We start from the raw sequence: 13,068 nt of genomic DNA, 5'->3' as shown, positions 1-13,068 counted from the left end.
CGTGAGCAATTCACGCTGTCGCGATCGATGCGCCCGCCAAAGCGGGAAACGGGTTAATATGCGCGGTGTGATCATTCAGACAATGCGTATATAAGAACTGGAGAGGTACATGCAACATTTCAGGTTGTCGTTCGTCGTCACCGCCGTCCTGCTGGCGCTGGCCGGCTGGTGGGGCTTTTCCCACGGTGGCAGCGCCGGCCTCCTGCAAGCGCTGTGGATCGCGGCCGTGCTGGGCGTGCTCGAGATCTCGCTGTCGTTCGACAACGCGGTCGTCAACGCGTCCGTCCTGCGCAACTGGAACGCGTTCTGGCAAAAACTGTTCCTCACGGTCGGCATCGTCGTCGCCGTGTTCGGCATGCGCTTGCTGTTCCCCCTCCTCATCGTGTCGGTGGCGACGGGCCTGGGCCTGATCGACGTCTGGCACATGGCCGTCAACAACCCGGACGAGTACGCCCGCAACCTGACGTCGCGCCACGCCGAAGTGGCCGCGTTCGGCGGCGCGTTCCTGTTGCTGGTCTTCCTCAACTTCCTGTTCGATGAGGAAAAGGAACTCCACTGGCTGGGCTGGATCGAAGAAAAGGTCGGCAAGTACGGTTCGGAAGGCTTCGCCATCCTGGTCACCCTGCTCGCCGTGTTCGGCTGCATGAGCCTCGTGCCGCAGGAGCGCAAGCTGTCCACGCTCATCGCGGGCGTCGTCGGCGTGCTCGTGTACGTGGGCGTGAACTGGTTTTCCGGGCTGTTGGAAGAAGAAGAATCCGACCCGGCCGTGGGCAAGCTGATCTCGCAGGGCAGCATCGGCGGCTTTTTATACCTGGAAGTGCTGGACGCGTCGTTCAGCTTCGACGGCGTGATCGGCGCATTTGCCATCACGAACGACGTCGTCGTGATCATGCTCGGCCTGGCCATCGGCGCCATGTTCGTGCGGTCGCTGACCGTGTTCCTCGTGCACAAGGGCACGCTGGAAGAATTCGTCTTCCTCGAGCACGGCGCCCACTACGCGATCGGCATCCTGGCCCTGATCATGTTCGCCAGCGTCGAGTACGAGATTCCCGAATGGTTCACCGGCCTGTCCGGCGTGGCCTTCATCCTGGTATCGCTGTGGTCGTCGATCCGCTACAAGAAGCGCGAGCAACTCGAGTCGGCGACCTGAAACCCGTAACCATTAATAGAAAGGAAGCAAGATGGCGATCAGTTTGCAAAAAGGCGGCAACGTCAACCTGTCCAAGGAAGATCCGAACCTGAAAAAGGTCATCATCGGCCTCGGCTGGGACCCGCGCGCGACCGACGGCGCCACCTTCGACCTCGACGGCAGCGCCTTCCTGCTGCGCGGCGACGGCAAGGTGCGCGGCGATGCCGACTTCATCTTCTACAACAACCTGCAGTCCAGCGACGGCGCCGTCAAGCACACGGGCGACAACCGCACCGGCCAGGGCGAAGGCGACGACGAGCGCATCGTGGTCGACCTCACGCGCGTGCCGCCGGAGGTGGAAAAAATCGCGTTCGCCGTCACCATCCACGAAGCGGACCAGCGGCGCCAGAGCTTTGGCCAGGTCGCCCGCGCCTTCATCCGCTGCCTGAATGCGGACGGCGAGCGCGAGATCGCCCGCTACGACCTGTCGGAAGACAGCTCGACGGAGACGGCGATGATCTTCGGCGAGCTGTACCGCTATGGCAACGAGTGGAAATTCCGCGCCGTGGGCCAGGGCTACAACGGCGGCCTCGGGCCCCTCGCCCGTTCGTTCGGGGTACAGGTCTAAGACTGGCCTGATTGACAATCCGGGCGCCCATGTCAGAATGGGCGCGCTTCGTCACGTCCCGTCACCTTACCTTACACCGACCATGCCCAAGACCCTGCCGCGCCGCGCCACCGCCATCCTCGCCTCCGTCGTCATCGCCGCCGTGGCGCTGTTCGCCCTGTACACGTGGATCGTGCTGAGCTGGTCGTACTCGGAAGGCGAACGGGCCGGCTACCTGCAGAAACTGTCGCGCAAGGGCTGGTTGTGCAAGACGTGGGAAGGCGAGATCCTGCTGTCCAGCATGCCGGGCGCCATCCCCGAGCGCTTCAACTTCACCGTGCGCGACGAGAACGTCGTGCGCCAGCTGCAGGCCGCGATGGGGCAGCGCGTGCAGCTCACCTATTCGCAGCACGTCGGCGTCCCGAGCACCTGCTTCGGCGAGACCGAATATTTCGTCGACAAGGCCGTCGTGGGCGGGTCGAATCCGGTGGCGCCCAACAATATGTGACGCGCTGTTGCGTCGCTTTTGTTAAAGAAATGTTATACGCAAACATTTCTATTGCCGGCCACAAGCCCGCTGTCCTACACTCTCCTGAGCGAGCAATACAACAGGAGACATCATGCAACAAAACCCGATCCGTAAAATCGTCATCGTGGGGGGCGGCACGGCCGGCTGGATGGCCGCGGCGCCGCTGGCCCAGCGCATGGGCCAGCGCTGCGAGATCGTGCTGGTGGAATCGCCGGACATCGGCACGATCGGGGTGGGCGAAGCGACCTTGCCGACGATCCGCTTCTATAACGCGGCCCTCCAGCTGGACCACGCCGACTTCATCAAGAAGACGCAGGCCAGCTTCAAGCTCGGCATCGAATTCAAGGACTGGGGCCACGTCGGCAACCGCTTCTTCCACGGTTTCGGCGACTTCGGTCCGCCCCTGAACGGCATCCAGCCGCACCATTACTGGCTGCGCCTCGCGCGCACCTTCGATCACATGCCGGCCCTGGAAAACTGGTCGATGGCGTCGATCATGGCGCGCGAGAACAAATTCACGATGCCGAACGACGCGCAGCCGGGCGTCACGGACGCTTATTCGTTCGGCTACCATTTCGACGCCGGCCTGTACGCCGCCTTCCTGCGCGATTACGCGATGGCGCGCGGCGCCAGGCGCGTCGAAGGCACGATCACCAGCGTCGACCAGCATCCGGAAACGGGCTTCGTCACGGCCGTGCGCCTGGCGGATGGCCGCACGCTCGACGGCGACCTGTTCATCGACTGCTCGGGCTTCCGCGGCCTGCTGATCGAAGGCGCACTGAAGGCCGGCTACGACGACTGGAGCGAGCACCTGCCGTGCAACAGCGCCCTCGCCGTCCCGTGCGCGCGCGTCGAACCGCTGACGCCCTACACCCGTTCGACGGCCAAAGGGGCGGGCTGGCTGTGGCGCATCCCGCTGCAGCACCGCACCGGCAACGGCCACGTGTACAGCAACGCGTTCACGACCGACGAAAAGGCGCGCCAGGACCTGCTCGACGGCCTCGACGGGGCCGCGCTGGACGAGCCGCGCCAGCTGCGCTTCGTCACCGGCAAGCGCAAGAAATCGTGGGTCAAGAACGTCGTGGCGATCGGGCTGTCGGCCGGCTTCGTCGAACCGCTGGAATCGACCAGCATCAGCCTGATCGAAACGGCCATCGGCACCCTGATCGAACAGTTCCCGGACCGCGATTTCCGGCCCGAGCTGGCGGACGAATTCAACCGGATCATCGGCAGCCGCTACGAGTCGATCCGCGACTTCATCGTCATGCACTACAAGCTGACGAAGCGCGACGACACGGAATTCTGGCGCTATTGCGCGAACATGACCATCCCCGCTTCGCTCGCGCACCAGATCGAACTGTTCCGCGAGACGGGCCGCGTCGCGATCCTCGACCGCGACAGTTTTCTCCTCCCCTCGTTCGTTGCGATGCTGGTCGGCCTCGGTGTCGAGCCGAAGCGCTACGATCCGTTCGTGGACGATGTCGACATGCGCCAGCTGCACGGGCACTTTGCGGGACTGCGCGACCTGATCGTGCAGGCGGTGGCGAAGATGCCGGGGCACGGCGCGTATCTGGAGAAGAACGCGAGGGCCGCTCGCGTATGAACCGTCGCCCCTGCGGAGGCAGGGGCGACGTTTTGAGTAGGAGGCCGTTTATTCGTGATCGCGGTCGGCCCGCTGCTTGGCCACCGCATCCGCGAGCCGCATCGCCGCCTGCACTTTCGACGGCTGCTGCGCGAACCGCCCCAGCACCTCGCGCGCGAGGTCTTCCGATTCGGCGCGCTGCTTGGCTTCGGCCTGGCGCGCCTCGATCTGTTCGCGCAGCGCGGCCAGTTCCGCCACCTGCTCTTCCTGGCGCACGGATTCCAGCTCCACGAGGCGCTTCTTCGCCTCCGCCATTTCCTGCGTGGCGAGCGCCGTCTTGCGCTGCATTTCCGCCGCCAGCTGGGCGTTCGCGAGCAGCGCGCGCTGGGCGTCGCGCTTGTCGATCGCGGCCTGCACCGCCGCCTGCTCGGCCGCCTCGCGCATCTTCGCCAGCTGCGCGCGCTCCGCTTCGGCGGCGGCGCGGGCTTCCGCCGCGGCCACCGCGGCGCGCTCGGACGCCATGCGGGCCGCCGCCGCTTCGTTGGCGCGCACGTCGGCGGCCGTCTGCTGCTGTTGCGACGACAGCTTCTGCTCCAGCAGCAGCAAGGCGTCGTGCGCGGCATCGGCGGCCGCGCGTTCGGCCGCCAGCAATTCCTCCGTCAGCTGCTGCTGGCGGCGTTCGTGCGCAGCGCGGTCGGCCTGCGCCTGCGCCAGTTCGGCCGCGCGGGCGGCCTGTTCGCGCTGGGCGTCGGCGATCGCCTGCTCGTGGTCGGCCTGGCGCGCCGCCTGTTCCGTGATCGCGCGCTGGGCCTCGATGGCTGCCTGGCGCTCGGCGGCGGCGCGCTGCTCGTGCCCGGCCTGCGCGGCCAGCAGCGCCGCGTGGTCCTGTTCGGCGGCGACGCGGCGCGCGTCGAATTCGGCCTGTTGGGCCGCCAGCGCATCGCGCTGGGCCTGCAGCCGGGTCGCGTGCTCCTGTTCGGCCGCGGCGAAGCGCGCTTCCGTTTCGGCGCGCAGCGCGGCGATCTCACGCTGCTGGGCTTCGAGCCGTTCGGCCAGTTGCATCGTGTGCTCCTGTTCCGCGGCGGCGCGGGCGTCGGCAGCGGCGGCCAGCGCGCGTTCGGCCTCGATGCGGGCCTGCTGGCGCGCCAGCGCCTCCTGCTCCGCCTGCACGCGCGCCTGTTCGGCCCGTGCCAGCGCCTGCGCCTGCGCGGCGCGTTCCTCCGCCAGCCGCGCCGCTTCGCGTTCGTGTCCGACCCGCTCCGCCTCGGCCGCGAGTGCCGACTCCGCCGCCGCGTTCTGCGCGGCGCGTGCGGCGGCTGCCGCTTCGGTCAAGGCAGCGCGCTCCTCGGCCAGCTGGCGCTCGCGCTGCTGGGTGTCCAGGTCGCGCTGCGCGGCTTCCTGCGCGACGCGGTCGGCTTCCATCCGCAGGTGCGCCTGTTCCGTGGCTGCGCGCTCGGCGTCCAGGCGCGCCTGGCTCTGCTGGGACTCGTCCTCTTCCGCGGCGGCGCGGGCCAGGGCCACGTCGCGCAGCTTGCGGTCCGCTTCGATGCGGGCTTCCGTCGCGGCCAGGATGCGGGCTTCGGCTTCGCGCCGCGCGGCGGCGGCGTCGGCCGCCATCTGTTCCAGGCGTTCGCGGTGGATGGCCGCGTCACGCAATTCCTTTTCCGTCTGCAGGCGCATGCGCAGCGATTGCGCGGCCGTCCGCTCCGATTCCACCTGGGCCTGCGCGATGGCTTCCCGTTCCTGTTCGATGTGCGCGAGGGCGCGGGCTTCCTCGAGCGCGCGTGCCTCCGCGGACGCGCGCGCGAACGCGGACGCGAGCGCCACCTGGTCCGCCCGTTCGCGCTGCTGCGCCAGTTCCAGTGCCTCGGCTTCGGCCTGCGCCAGTTTCTCGGCCGTCTGGCGCGCGGCCCGTTCGGCCCGTTCGCGTTCGCGCGCGAGGATCGCCACGCGGGCGTCGGCGCTGGCGCTGTGGTGCACTTCCTCGCGCGCGGCATGCACGGCCGCCACGCGTTCGGCCGCCTGCAGGCGCGCCTGCTCGGCGTGAATGGCAAGATCGTCGGCGTCGCGCTGGGCGCGGGCGGCGATCTCGGTGTCGATGCGCGCCTGCTCCGCCGCGCGCTTGCGGGCGTCATCCTCGGCGCGGGTCCGGGCTTCGGCGGCGATGCGGATCTGCGTGTCGGATTCGACGCGGGCGCGCAGCCCGGCCGTCTCCTGGCGGATCGCTTCCAGGCGCTCGGCGGCGGCCTTGGCGGCGGCACGCAGGGTGTCGATGCGGTCGCGGTTCGCCTCGATCGCCTCTTCCGACGCCTGCGCGTTCGCGAGGGCGGCGGCGGCCGCTTCGGCGTCGATCGCGGCGCGTTCCTCGGCCAGGCTGCGCGCACGCGCTTCCGCGTGGGCGCGGTTCTCGGCCGCCACCGCCGCCTTCGCTTCCGCCTCCACGCGCGCGATGCCTTCCTTGATCGCGCGCTGCTCCAGATGCTCGCGCTGCGGCTCGACCTGCGGCGCCGCGTGGTCTTGCGCGGCGGGCATCAGGTCGATCGTGAAGTCGGCGTCGTCTTTCTGTGCGGATGGATCGGTGCGGTCGGCGTCGGTCATGGATGGCTCGTCAGTTCACATATGGGACCCGGAGGGGGTCCGCACTTAATTATGCGGCATGGTTCCGTGTCGTGTCACGCCGAGCTGAATCGTAAACCTCCGTCAATTCCAGCGTTAGACCGGGAACAACGGCGGCTCATCCATCAACGCCACCTGCTCGCGCAATTCGAGGATGCGGTCTTGCCAGTAGCGCTGGGTATTAAACCAGGGAAATGCCGCAGGAAACGCCGGATCGTCCCAGCGCATCGCCAGCCACGCCGAATAATGGATGAGCCGCAGCGTGCGCAGCGCCTCGACGAGGTACAGCTGGCGCGGATCGAATTCGCAGAAGTCTTCATAGCCGGCCAGCACGTCGGCCAGCTGGCCCACCATCTCGTTGCGCTCGCCCGACAGCAGCATCCACAGGTCCTGCACGGCCGGGCCCATGCGGCTGTCGTCGAAGTCGACGAAGTGCGGACCGTCGCTCGTCCACAGCACGTTGCCCGCGTGGCAGTCGCCGTGCAGGCGCAGCAGGGACAGCGCCCCGGCCCGGTCGTAGCAGCGCGCGACGCCGTCCAGGGCCTGGTCCAGCACGCTCGTATAAGCGGTCAGCAATTCGGGCGGGATGAAACCGTGGCCGATCAGCCAGGCGCGCGGCTCCCTGCCGAACGTATCGAGGTCGAGCCGGGGCCGCTGCGTAAACGGCTTCACCGCGCCCAGCGCGTGGATGCGGCCGATGAAGCGGCCGATCCATTCCAGCGTGGCCGGGTCGGACAGCTCCGGCGCGCGGCCGCCGCGGCTGGGGAAGACGGCGAAGCGGAAGCCGCCGTGCTCGTGCAAGGTGCGGCCGTCGAGGACGCTGGCCGGCACGACCGGGATTTCCTGGTCGGCCAGCTCCTGCACGAACGCGTGCTCTTCGAGGATGGCGGCATCGCTCCAGCGTCCGGGCCGGTAGAACTTCACGACGACGGGCGGGCCTTCTTCGCGGCCCACGCGGTACACACGGTTTTCGTAGCTGTTCAGCGCAAGCAGGCGGCCGTCGCCGCGCAGGCCGACGCTGTCGACGGCATCCAGCACCAGCGCCGGATCGAGACGCGAGAAGGGATGGCCGGAGGTGTTGTCAGAGGGATTATCCATCCCGCCATTGTAAGGTTTTCGCCGGCCAGGAGGCGGAAGCGTTACACTGGCGCCTTTAATGCAAGGGAAACAGAAACAATGCAACTCGACCAGCCCCTCTCCGAAAAAGAATTCGACGACCTCGACAACTTCCTCCTGTCCGATCGCTGCTCCGACGACGCGATGACGATGGACACGCTGCACGGCTACCTGACCGCGATCGCGATCGGTCCGGAAACCATCATGCCGGCCGAATGGCTGCCGCGCGTCTGGGGCGAGGAAGGCGCCGTGCCCAAATGGAAGAACCCGAAGGAAGAAGAACGCATCGTCAACCTGATCATGCGCTTCATGAACGAGGTGCTCGTCACCTTCGAGGTCGCGCCGAAGGAGTTCGAGCCGCTGTACGTCGAGCACGACATCGGCGGCGAGACGCTGATCGACGCCGAGGCGTGGTGCTGGGGCTTCTGGGAAGGCATGGAACTGCGTCCCGGCTCGTGGGAAGAGATCTGGGACTCGGAAGCGGGCCCGCTGATGCGTCCGATCTACCTGCTGGGCGCCGACGAAATCGACGAAAGCGAGCTGGCCGAGGTGGAAGATCCGAAGAAGGCGCACAAGCTGGCGCTGGAGATCGAGGCCAACCTGCCGGGCATCCACCGCTTCTGGCTGCCGCGCCGCAAGGCCGCCGTCGACACGGTGCGCCGCGACGAACCCAAGGTGGGCCGCAACGACGACTGCCCGTGCGGCAGCGGCAAGAAATACAAAAAATGCTGTGGGGCCAATGACTAAAACCGGGGTCAGAGCCCGGTTTTAGGTAATGGCTCAACGGTAACTCAAGCTGCTTCGGCGAGGCGGCTTTCGAACAGCGCCGCCAGCAAGTCCGACTGGCTCACGATGCCCAGGAACACCGCCCGCTCGTCCACCACGGGAATGTGGTGCAGCCCGCCGTTGCTCATCAGCGGCACGAGCGTGGCGATCGGTTCATCCTTGGAAACGACGGCAACCTTCGTCGACATCAACTCCCCCACCGTCCCCGCGCGCTCCGGCCGCACACCCAGCACGTGGGCGAACAGGCCGCGCAGGCGTTCGCCCACCGTCTGGTAATCGTCCAGGCCCGCATGGTGCAGGAAATCACCCTGGCCGATGATGCCGGCCACGCGGTGCGACGCATCCAGCACCGGCAGCGCGTGCAGGTTATGGTGGCGCAGCAGGCGCCAGGCTTCGGCGAGCGGCATGTTCGGCGTGGCCGTCACGACGTCCTTCGACATGATCGCGCCGCAGTTCACGGTACCGAAGCGGCGCGCGTAGGCACGTTGCTCCGTCTGCAGCAGGATGTCTTCCAGGTCGTCGCGGCTGACGTCCAGCACCTGGCCGTAGCGGGCCAGTACGGCATCGAGATCCTCGGCGGTAAAGCCCAGGCGCGCCATCGGGGCCGGATCGCCCGTCGCGTGCGCGGCCTGTTGCGCCGTGCGCAGCGCCGATTTCTGGTTGTGCGGATAGCGCCGGCCCGTCAGGTTGTTGAAGACGAGCGCCGCGAGCACGATCAGCGTGGAGTTCAGGCACACGGGCAGGAACGCGAACCCGAAGCCGGCCGCGTGGATGGCCGGGCCGCCGAGGACGGCCGTCAGCGCGACCGCGCCACTGGGCGGGTGCAGGCAGCGCAGCAGGAACATCACGAAGATCGCGCAGGCGCCCGCCAGCGGGGCCGCGAGGGCCGGATTGGCGACGCTCTTGGCGCAAATGATGCCGATCAGCGCGGAAATCGTGTTCCCCCCGATCACCGACCACGGCTGGGCCAGCGGGCTGGCCGGCACGCAGAACAGCAGCACGGCCGATGCGCCCATCGGCGCGACGAGGGCCAGCGGCCCGATGCCCGAGCCCCTGGTCAGCATGTCGCTGAGGATCGCCGTCACGAACAGCCCCACGAGGGCCCCTGCCACCGCGCGCATGCGTTCCCCGCGCGGCACTGTATTCGGTTGCGGTACGAACGAGCGCAACCATTCCAAACTGTGTTCCAGCATCATTCCTGTCGATTGTAAAAGAACGGCAACGCCGGGGCATCGCACGCTTTTGCTAAAAAAATGTATCACGTTATGATATATTATTTGGTTCCCAAAGCCAACGCCCACGCAAAACAAGCCAGTGAAAGACGAATCTCCCCCGCTGTCCAAGACGGATTTCGCCGCATTGTCGGAATTCCGCTACCAGATGCGGCGCTACGAGCGCTTCTCCGAAAACGCCGTGCAGGCCGAGGGCATCACGCCGCTGCAATACCTGCTGCTCCTGCACATCAAGGGTTTTCCCGGACGCGAATGGGCCACCGTCGGCGACCTGGCCGAACGCCTGCAGGCCAAGCAGCACGGCGTCGTCGCGCTCGTCACGCGCTGCGAGGCGGGCGAACTGGTCGTGCGCCGCACGAATGCCGAGGACCGGCGCCGTGTGGAAGTGCACCTGCTGCCCAAGGGCGAGGCGCTGTTGACGCGGCTGGCCGCCGTCCACCGCGCCGAGCTGCGCGCCCTGCAGGGCGTATTTACGATTCCTAATCTTGCATAACAAAATGAAAACTGCCACGCACCCCTCCACGCCGCGGCGCGATTTTTCAGGTGACGCCAGCCTGCTCCGCATCGCCGCCCTCGCCGCCGTCATCGGCGCGCTCAGCACGGTCGCCGCGCACGTGCTGCTGACCATGATCCGCTTCTTCACGGACCTGTTCTTCTATGGGAAATTCTCGTTCGCCGAGCTGTCTCCCGCCGACAATACCCTGGGCCCGTGGGTCATCGGCATCCCCGTGATCGGCGGCCTGATCATCGGCCTGATCGCCCGCTACGGCACCGAGGCAATCCGCGGCCACGGCATTCCGGAGGCGATCGAGGCGATCCTGTTCAAGCGCAGTGCGATGTCGCCGAAGGTGGCCGTGCTGAAACCGGTGTCGTCGGGCATCGCGATCGGCAGCGGCGGCCCGTTCGGCGCGGAAGGGCCGATCATCATGACGGGCGGCGCGATCGGCTCGCTGATCGCCCAGCACTTCCACCTGACGGGCGGTGAGCGCAAATCGCTGCTCGTGGCCGGCGCCGTTGCCGGCATGACCGCCGTGTTCGGCACGCCGGTGGCCGCCGTGCTGATGGCCGTCGAGCTGCTGCTGTTCGAACTGCGTCCGCGCAGCCTGCTGCCGGTGGCGACCGCGTGCGCCGTGGCCGGCTTCCTGCGTCCGCTTGCGATCGGTTCCGGCGCGCTGTTCCCGGTGGCGACGGCCCCCGTCGCACCGATCGCCCTCCTCTCCTGCCTCGCGGCCGGCATCGCATGCGGCGCGCTCGCGTGGCTGATGTCGACGGCGCTGTACCGCGTCGAGGACGGCTTTCACCGCCTGCCGATCCACTGGATGTGGTGGCCGGCGCTGGGCGGTCTCGCCGTCGGCATCGGCGGCTACTTCGAGCCGCGTGCGCTGGGCGTCGGCTATGACGTCATCGGCGATCTGCTGCACAACCACATGGTGGCCAGCGCCATCGTCGGCCTGCTGGCGGTGAAACTGGTGATCTGGCTGATCGCGCTCGGTTCCGGCACGTCCGGCGGCGTGCTGGCCCCGCTGCTGATGCTCGGCGCGGGACTCGGCGCGCTGCTGGGCCCGTACCTGCCGGGCGCCGAACCCGCGCTGTGGCCGCTCGTGTTCATGGCCGCCACGCTGGGCGGCATGATGCGCGCGCCCGTGATGGCCGTCGTGTTCGCGTTCGAGCTGACGCACGACGCCAACGCCCTGCTGCCGCTGCTCGCCGCCGCGGCCGGCGCCTACGGCTTCACGGTGCTGACGATGGGCCGCTCGATCCTGACGGAAAAGATCGCCCGCCGCGGCCATCACATCTACCGCGAATACGGCATCGATCCGCTCGAGCGCCACAGCGTGGCCGAGGTGATGAGCACGGACGTCCACTACATCGATGCCGATGCCACGATCAGTGAGGTCCTCGCCACGCAGTTCGGCCCGGGCCAGAAGCACCGTGGCTTTCCCGTCACGCGCGCCGGACTCGTCGTCGGCATGGTCGCGCGCGACACCCTGGACGGCCATCCGCCGGCGATGCGCGTCGGCGACCTGTTCGGCGCCAATCCGCCGCTCGTCGCCCTGCCCGGCGAAACGTGCCGCGCCGTGGCCACGCGCCTGGCCGTGCACGGCATCGAGCGCCTGCCGGTCGTCGCGCAGACGGGGCATGCGCAACTGCTGGGCGTCGTCAGCCGCAGCGACCTGATCAAGGCGAGTGCGACCTTGCACGACGAGGAACACGAGCGCCGCACGTTGCGCACGTTGCCGCTCGTGCGCCGTCCTTGAGATAAGGCAAGCAGGGTCCAGCGAGTTACTGAACAATCATGTACGATAAGCAACCCGCGTCCGCGCGTTGTGTCATCCAGAGAGGATAAGAACATGATCAAAGCACTCAAGCACACCCTGCTCGCCGCCGCCGTCGCCGCGGCCACCGTTGGCGCCCAGGCCGCTGCACCGATGGTCAAGACCCCGGCCCCCGGTTTCTTCCGCGTGATGCTGGGCGACGTCGAAATCACGCCGATCAGCGACGGCACCTTCGACCTGCCGATGGACCAGATCATCCGCCAGAAGCCGGAACTGACGCGCACCACCCTCACGAAGAACTTCCTGAAGCTGCCGGTGGAAACCTCCGACAACGCCTTCCTGATCAACACCGGCAGCAAGCTGGTGCTGGTCGACACGGGCGCGGGCGCGCTGTTCGGCCCGACCGTGGGCAAGTTCGTCAACAACCTGAAGGCGGCCGGCTACCGGCCGGAGCAGATCGACGAGATCTACATCACCCACATGCACGGCGACCACGTCGGCGGCCTCGTCAACAATGGCCAGCGCGTGTTCCCGAACGCCGTCGTCCGCGCCGGCAAGGCCGATGCCGACTACTGGTTGAGCCAGGCGAACATGGACAAGGCCCCGGCCGACAAGAAGGATTTTTTCAAGGGTGCGATGGCGTCGATCAACCCGTACATCCAGGCCGGCAAGTTCAAGCCCATCGAGAAGGATGGCGAACTGGTCCCGGGCGTCTCCGCCCAGGCCGAGCATGGCCATACGCCCGGCCACACCGTGTACGCGGTCGAAAGCCATGGCCAGAAGCTCGTGCTGATCGGCGACCTGATCCACCTGGCCGCCGTCCAGTTCGACAATCCGCAGGTGACGGTCGCGTTCGACAGCGACGAGAAGGCGGCCGCAGCGGCACGCAAGAAGGTATTCGACGACGCGGCCAGGAACGGCTGGCTCGTGGGCGGCGCGCACCTGCAGTTCCCGGGTCTGGGTCACCTCCAGGCGCAGGGCAAGGGGTATCGCTGGGTGCCCGTCAACTACACCCAGATGCGTTGAACCGTCGGCCCTGGACTGGCCGTCTACTTTAGCCAGGCCCAGGTTTGAGGTGACGCGACAGAAATTGGATCCCCGCCTTCGCGGGGACGACATCGGTTAAGTTTGAATCCCCGCCAGCAGCACGGCCAGCTCGTCATTGGATCCCCGCCTTCGCGGGGACGACGTCGGT

Annotated in this window: 11 protein-coding genes; 8 read left to right on the top strand and 3 right to left on the bottom strand. The window is 67.5% G+C overall.

What is annotated here, in order from left to right; translation table 11 throughout:
- The first annotated feature begins 109 nt into the window (after nt 1-109).
- The 4 genes from QPK29_RS31425 (at nt 110) to QPK29_RS31410 (ending at nt 3,868) form a co-directional block, all read left to right on the top strand.
- Complete coding sequence (locus tag QPK29_RS31425; RefSeq protein ID WP_056127258.1) at nt 110-1,150, top strand: DUF475 domain-containing protein; 1,041 nt, start codon at nt 110-112, stop codon at nt 1,148-1,150.
- Between the two features lie 31 nt (nt 1,151-1,181).
- A complete protein-coding gene (locus QPK29_RS31420) occupies nt 1,182-1,757 on the top strand; it encodes a TerD family protein (protein WP_056127255.1) in 576 nt (191 codons plus the stop codon).
- An 82-nt stretch (nt 1,758-1,839) separates the two neighbouring features.
- On the top strand, nt 1,840-2,244 hold the full coding sequence (locus QPK29_RS31415; protein WP_056127253.1) for a hypothetical protein: 405 nt from the start codon (nt 1,840-1,842) through the stop codon (nt 2,242-2,244).
- Nucleotides 2,245-2,356: 112 nt separating this feature from the next.
- The gene (locus QPK29_RS31410) at nt 2,357-3,868 is read left to right on the top strand and encodes a tryptophan halogenase family protein (RefSeq protein ID WP_371771554.1); all 1,512 of its coding nucleotides are present in this window, start codon (nt 2,357-2,359) and stop codon (nt 3,866-3,868) included.
- Nucleotides 3,869-3,916: 48 nt separating this feature from the next.
- Here the strand turns inward: QPK29_RS31410 and QPK29_RS31405 are convergent, their stop codons facing one another.
- Both QPK29_RS31405 and QPK29_RS31400 read right to left on the bottom strand, forming a co-directional pair.
- Nucleotides 3,917-6,445: a coiled-coil domain-containing protein gene (locus QPK29_RS31405; RefSeq protein WP_400189911.1), complete on the bottom strand. Its 2,529-nt coding sequence runs from the start codon at nt 6,443-6,445 to the stop codon at nt 3,917-3,919.
- 114 nt (nt 6,446-6,559) lie between these two features.
- A complete protein-coding gene (locus QPK29_RS31400) occupies nt 6,560-7,561 on the bottom strand; it encodes a serine/threonine protein kinase (RefSeq protein ID WP_371771555.1) in 1,002 nt (333 codons plus the stop codon).
- Between the two features lie 78 nt (nt 7,562-7,639).
- On the opposite strand from QPK29_RS31400, the gene QPK29_RS31395 reads away from it, so the two are divergent.
- Nucleotides 7,640-8,326 carry a UPF0149 family protein gene (locus tag QPK29_RS31395; protein WP_056127244.1) on the top strand — a complete coding sequence of 229 codons (687 nt, stop codon included), beginning with the start codon at nt 7,640-7,642 and terminating at the stop codon, nt 8,324-8,326.
- 44 nt (nt 8,327-8,370) lie between these two features.
- Here QPK29_RS31395 and QPK29_RS31390 read toward each other — a convergent pair whose 3' ends face one another.
- The gene (locus QPK29_RS31390; protein WP_056128360.1) at nt 8,371-9,558 is read right to left on the bottom strand and encodes an HPP family protein; all 1,188 of its coding nucleotides are present in this window, start codon (nt 9,556-9,558) and stop codon (nt 8,371-8,373) included.
- Between the two features lie 187 nt (nt 9,559-9,745).
- Here QPK29_RS31390 and QPK29_RS31385 point away from each other — a divergent pair, with 187 nt between their 5' ends.
- The 3 genes from QPK29_RS31385 to QPK29_RS31375 all read left to right on the top strand — a co-directional run bounded on the left by QPK29_RS31385 (nt 9,746) and on the right by QPK29_RS31375 (nt 12,899).
- Nucleotides 9,746-10,090 (top strand): MarR family winged helix-turn-helix transcriptional regulator, encoded by a 345-nt coding sequence (locus QPK29_RS31385; RefSeq protein WP_156403887.1) that lies wholly within the window; start codon nt 9,746-9,748, stop codon nt 10,088-10,090.
- A 4-nt stretch (nt 10,091-10,094) separates the two neighbouring features.
- Entirely contained in the window at nt 10,095-11,855 is a 1,761-nt protein-coding gene (locus QPK29_RS31380; RefSeq protein WP_056127239.1) for a chloride channel protein, read from the top strand.
- A gap of 93 nt (nt 11,856-11,948) precedes the next feature.
- Nucleotides 11,949-12,899 carry an MBL fold metallo-hydrolase gene (locus tag QPK29_RS31375; protein ID WP_056329601.1) on the top strand — a complete coding sequence of 317 codons (951 nt, stop codon included), beginning with the start codon at nt 11,949-11,951 and terminating at the stop codon, nt 12,897-12,899.
- Nucleotides 12,900-13,068: the final 169 nt, after the last annotated feature.

This window comes from Massilia orientalis (genome assembly GCF_030411975.2).
GTDB classification, from domain to species: domain Bacteria; phylum Pseudomonadota; class Gammaproteobacteria; order Burkholderiales; family Burkholderiaceae_D; genus Telluria; species Telluria orientalis.
Note: the sequence above shows the minus strand (reverse complement) of the source record. Positions and strands in the feature narration are given on the sequence as shown.

Coding starts and splice junctions, on each gene's coding strand:
- QPK29_RS31425 (WP_056127258.1), top strand. CDS start 110: ATGCAACATTTCAGGTTGTCGTTCGTCGTCACCGCCGTCCTGCTGGCG.
- QPK29_RS31420 (WP_056127255.1), top strand. CDS start 1,182: ATGGCGATCAGTTTGCAAAAAGGCGGCAACGTCAACCTGTCCAAGGAA.
- QPK29_RS31415 (WP_056127253.1), top strand. CDS start 1,840: ATGCCCAAGACCCTGCCGCGCCGCGCCACCGCCATCCTCGCCTCCGTC.
- QPK29_RS31410 (WP_371771554.1), top strand. CDS start 2,357: ATGCAACAAAACCCGATCCGTAAAATCGTCATCGTGGGGGGCGGCACG.
- QPK29_RS31405 (WP_400189911.1), bottom strand. CDS start 6,445: ATGACCGACGCCGACCGCACCGATCCATCCGCACAGAAAGACGACGCC.
- QPK29_RS31400 (WP_371771555.1), bottom strand. CDS start 7,561: ATGGATAATCCCTCTGACAACACCTCCGGCCATCCCTTCTCGCGTCTC.
- QPK29_RS31395 (WP_056127244.1), top strand. CDS start 7,640: ATGCAACTCGACCAGCCCCTCTCCGAAAAAGAATTCGACGACCTCGAC.
- QPK29_RS31390 (WP_056128360.1), bottom strand. CDS start 9,558: ATGCTGGAACACAGTTTGGAATGGTTGCGCTCGTTCGTACCGCAACCG.
- QPK29_RS31385 (WP_156403887.1), top strand. CDS start 9,746: ATGCGGCGCTACGAGCGCTTCTCCGAAAACGCCGTGCAGGCCGAGGGC.
- QPK29_RS31380 (WP_056127239.1), top strand. CDS start 10,095: ATGAAAACTGCCACGCACCCCTCCACGCCGCGGCGCGATTTTTCAGGT.
- QPK29_RS31375 (WP_056329601.1), top strand. CDS start 11,949: ATGATCAAAGCACTCAAGCACACCCTGCTCGCCGCCGCCGTCGCCGCG.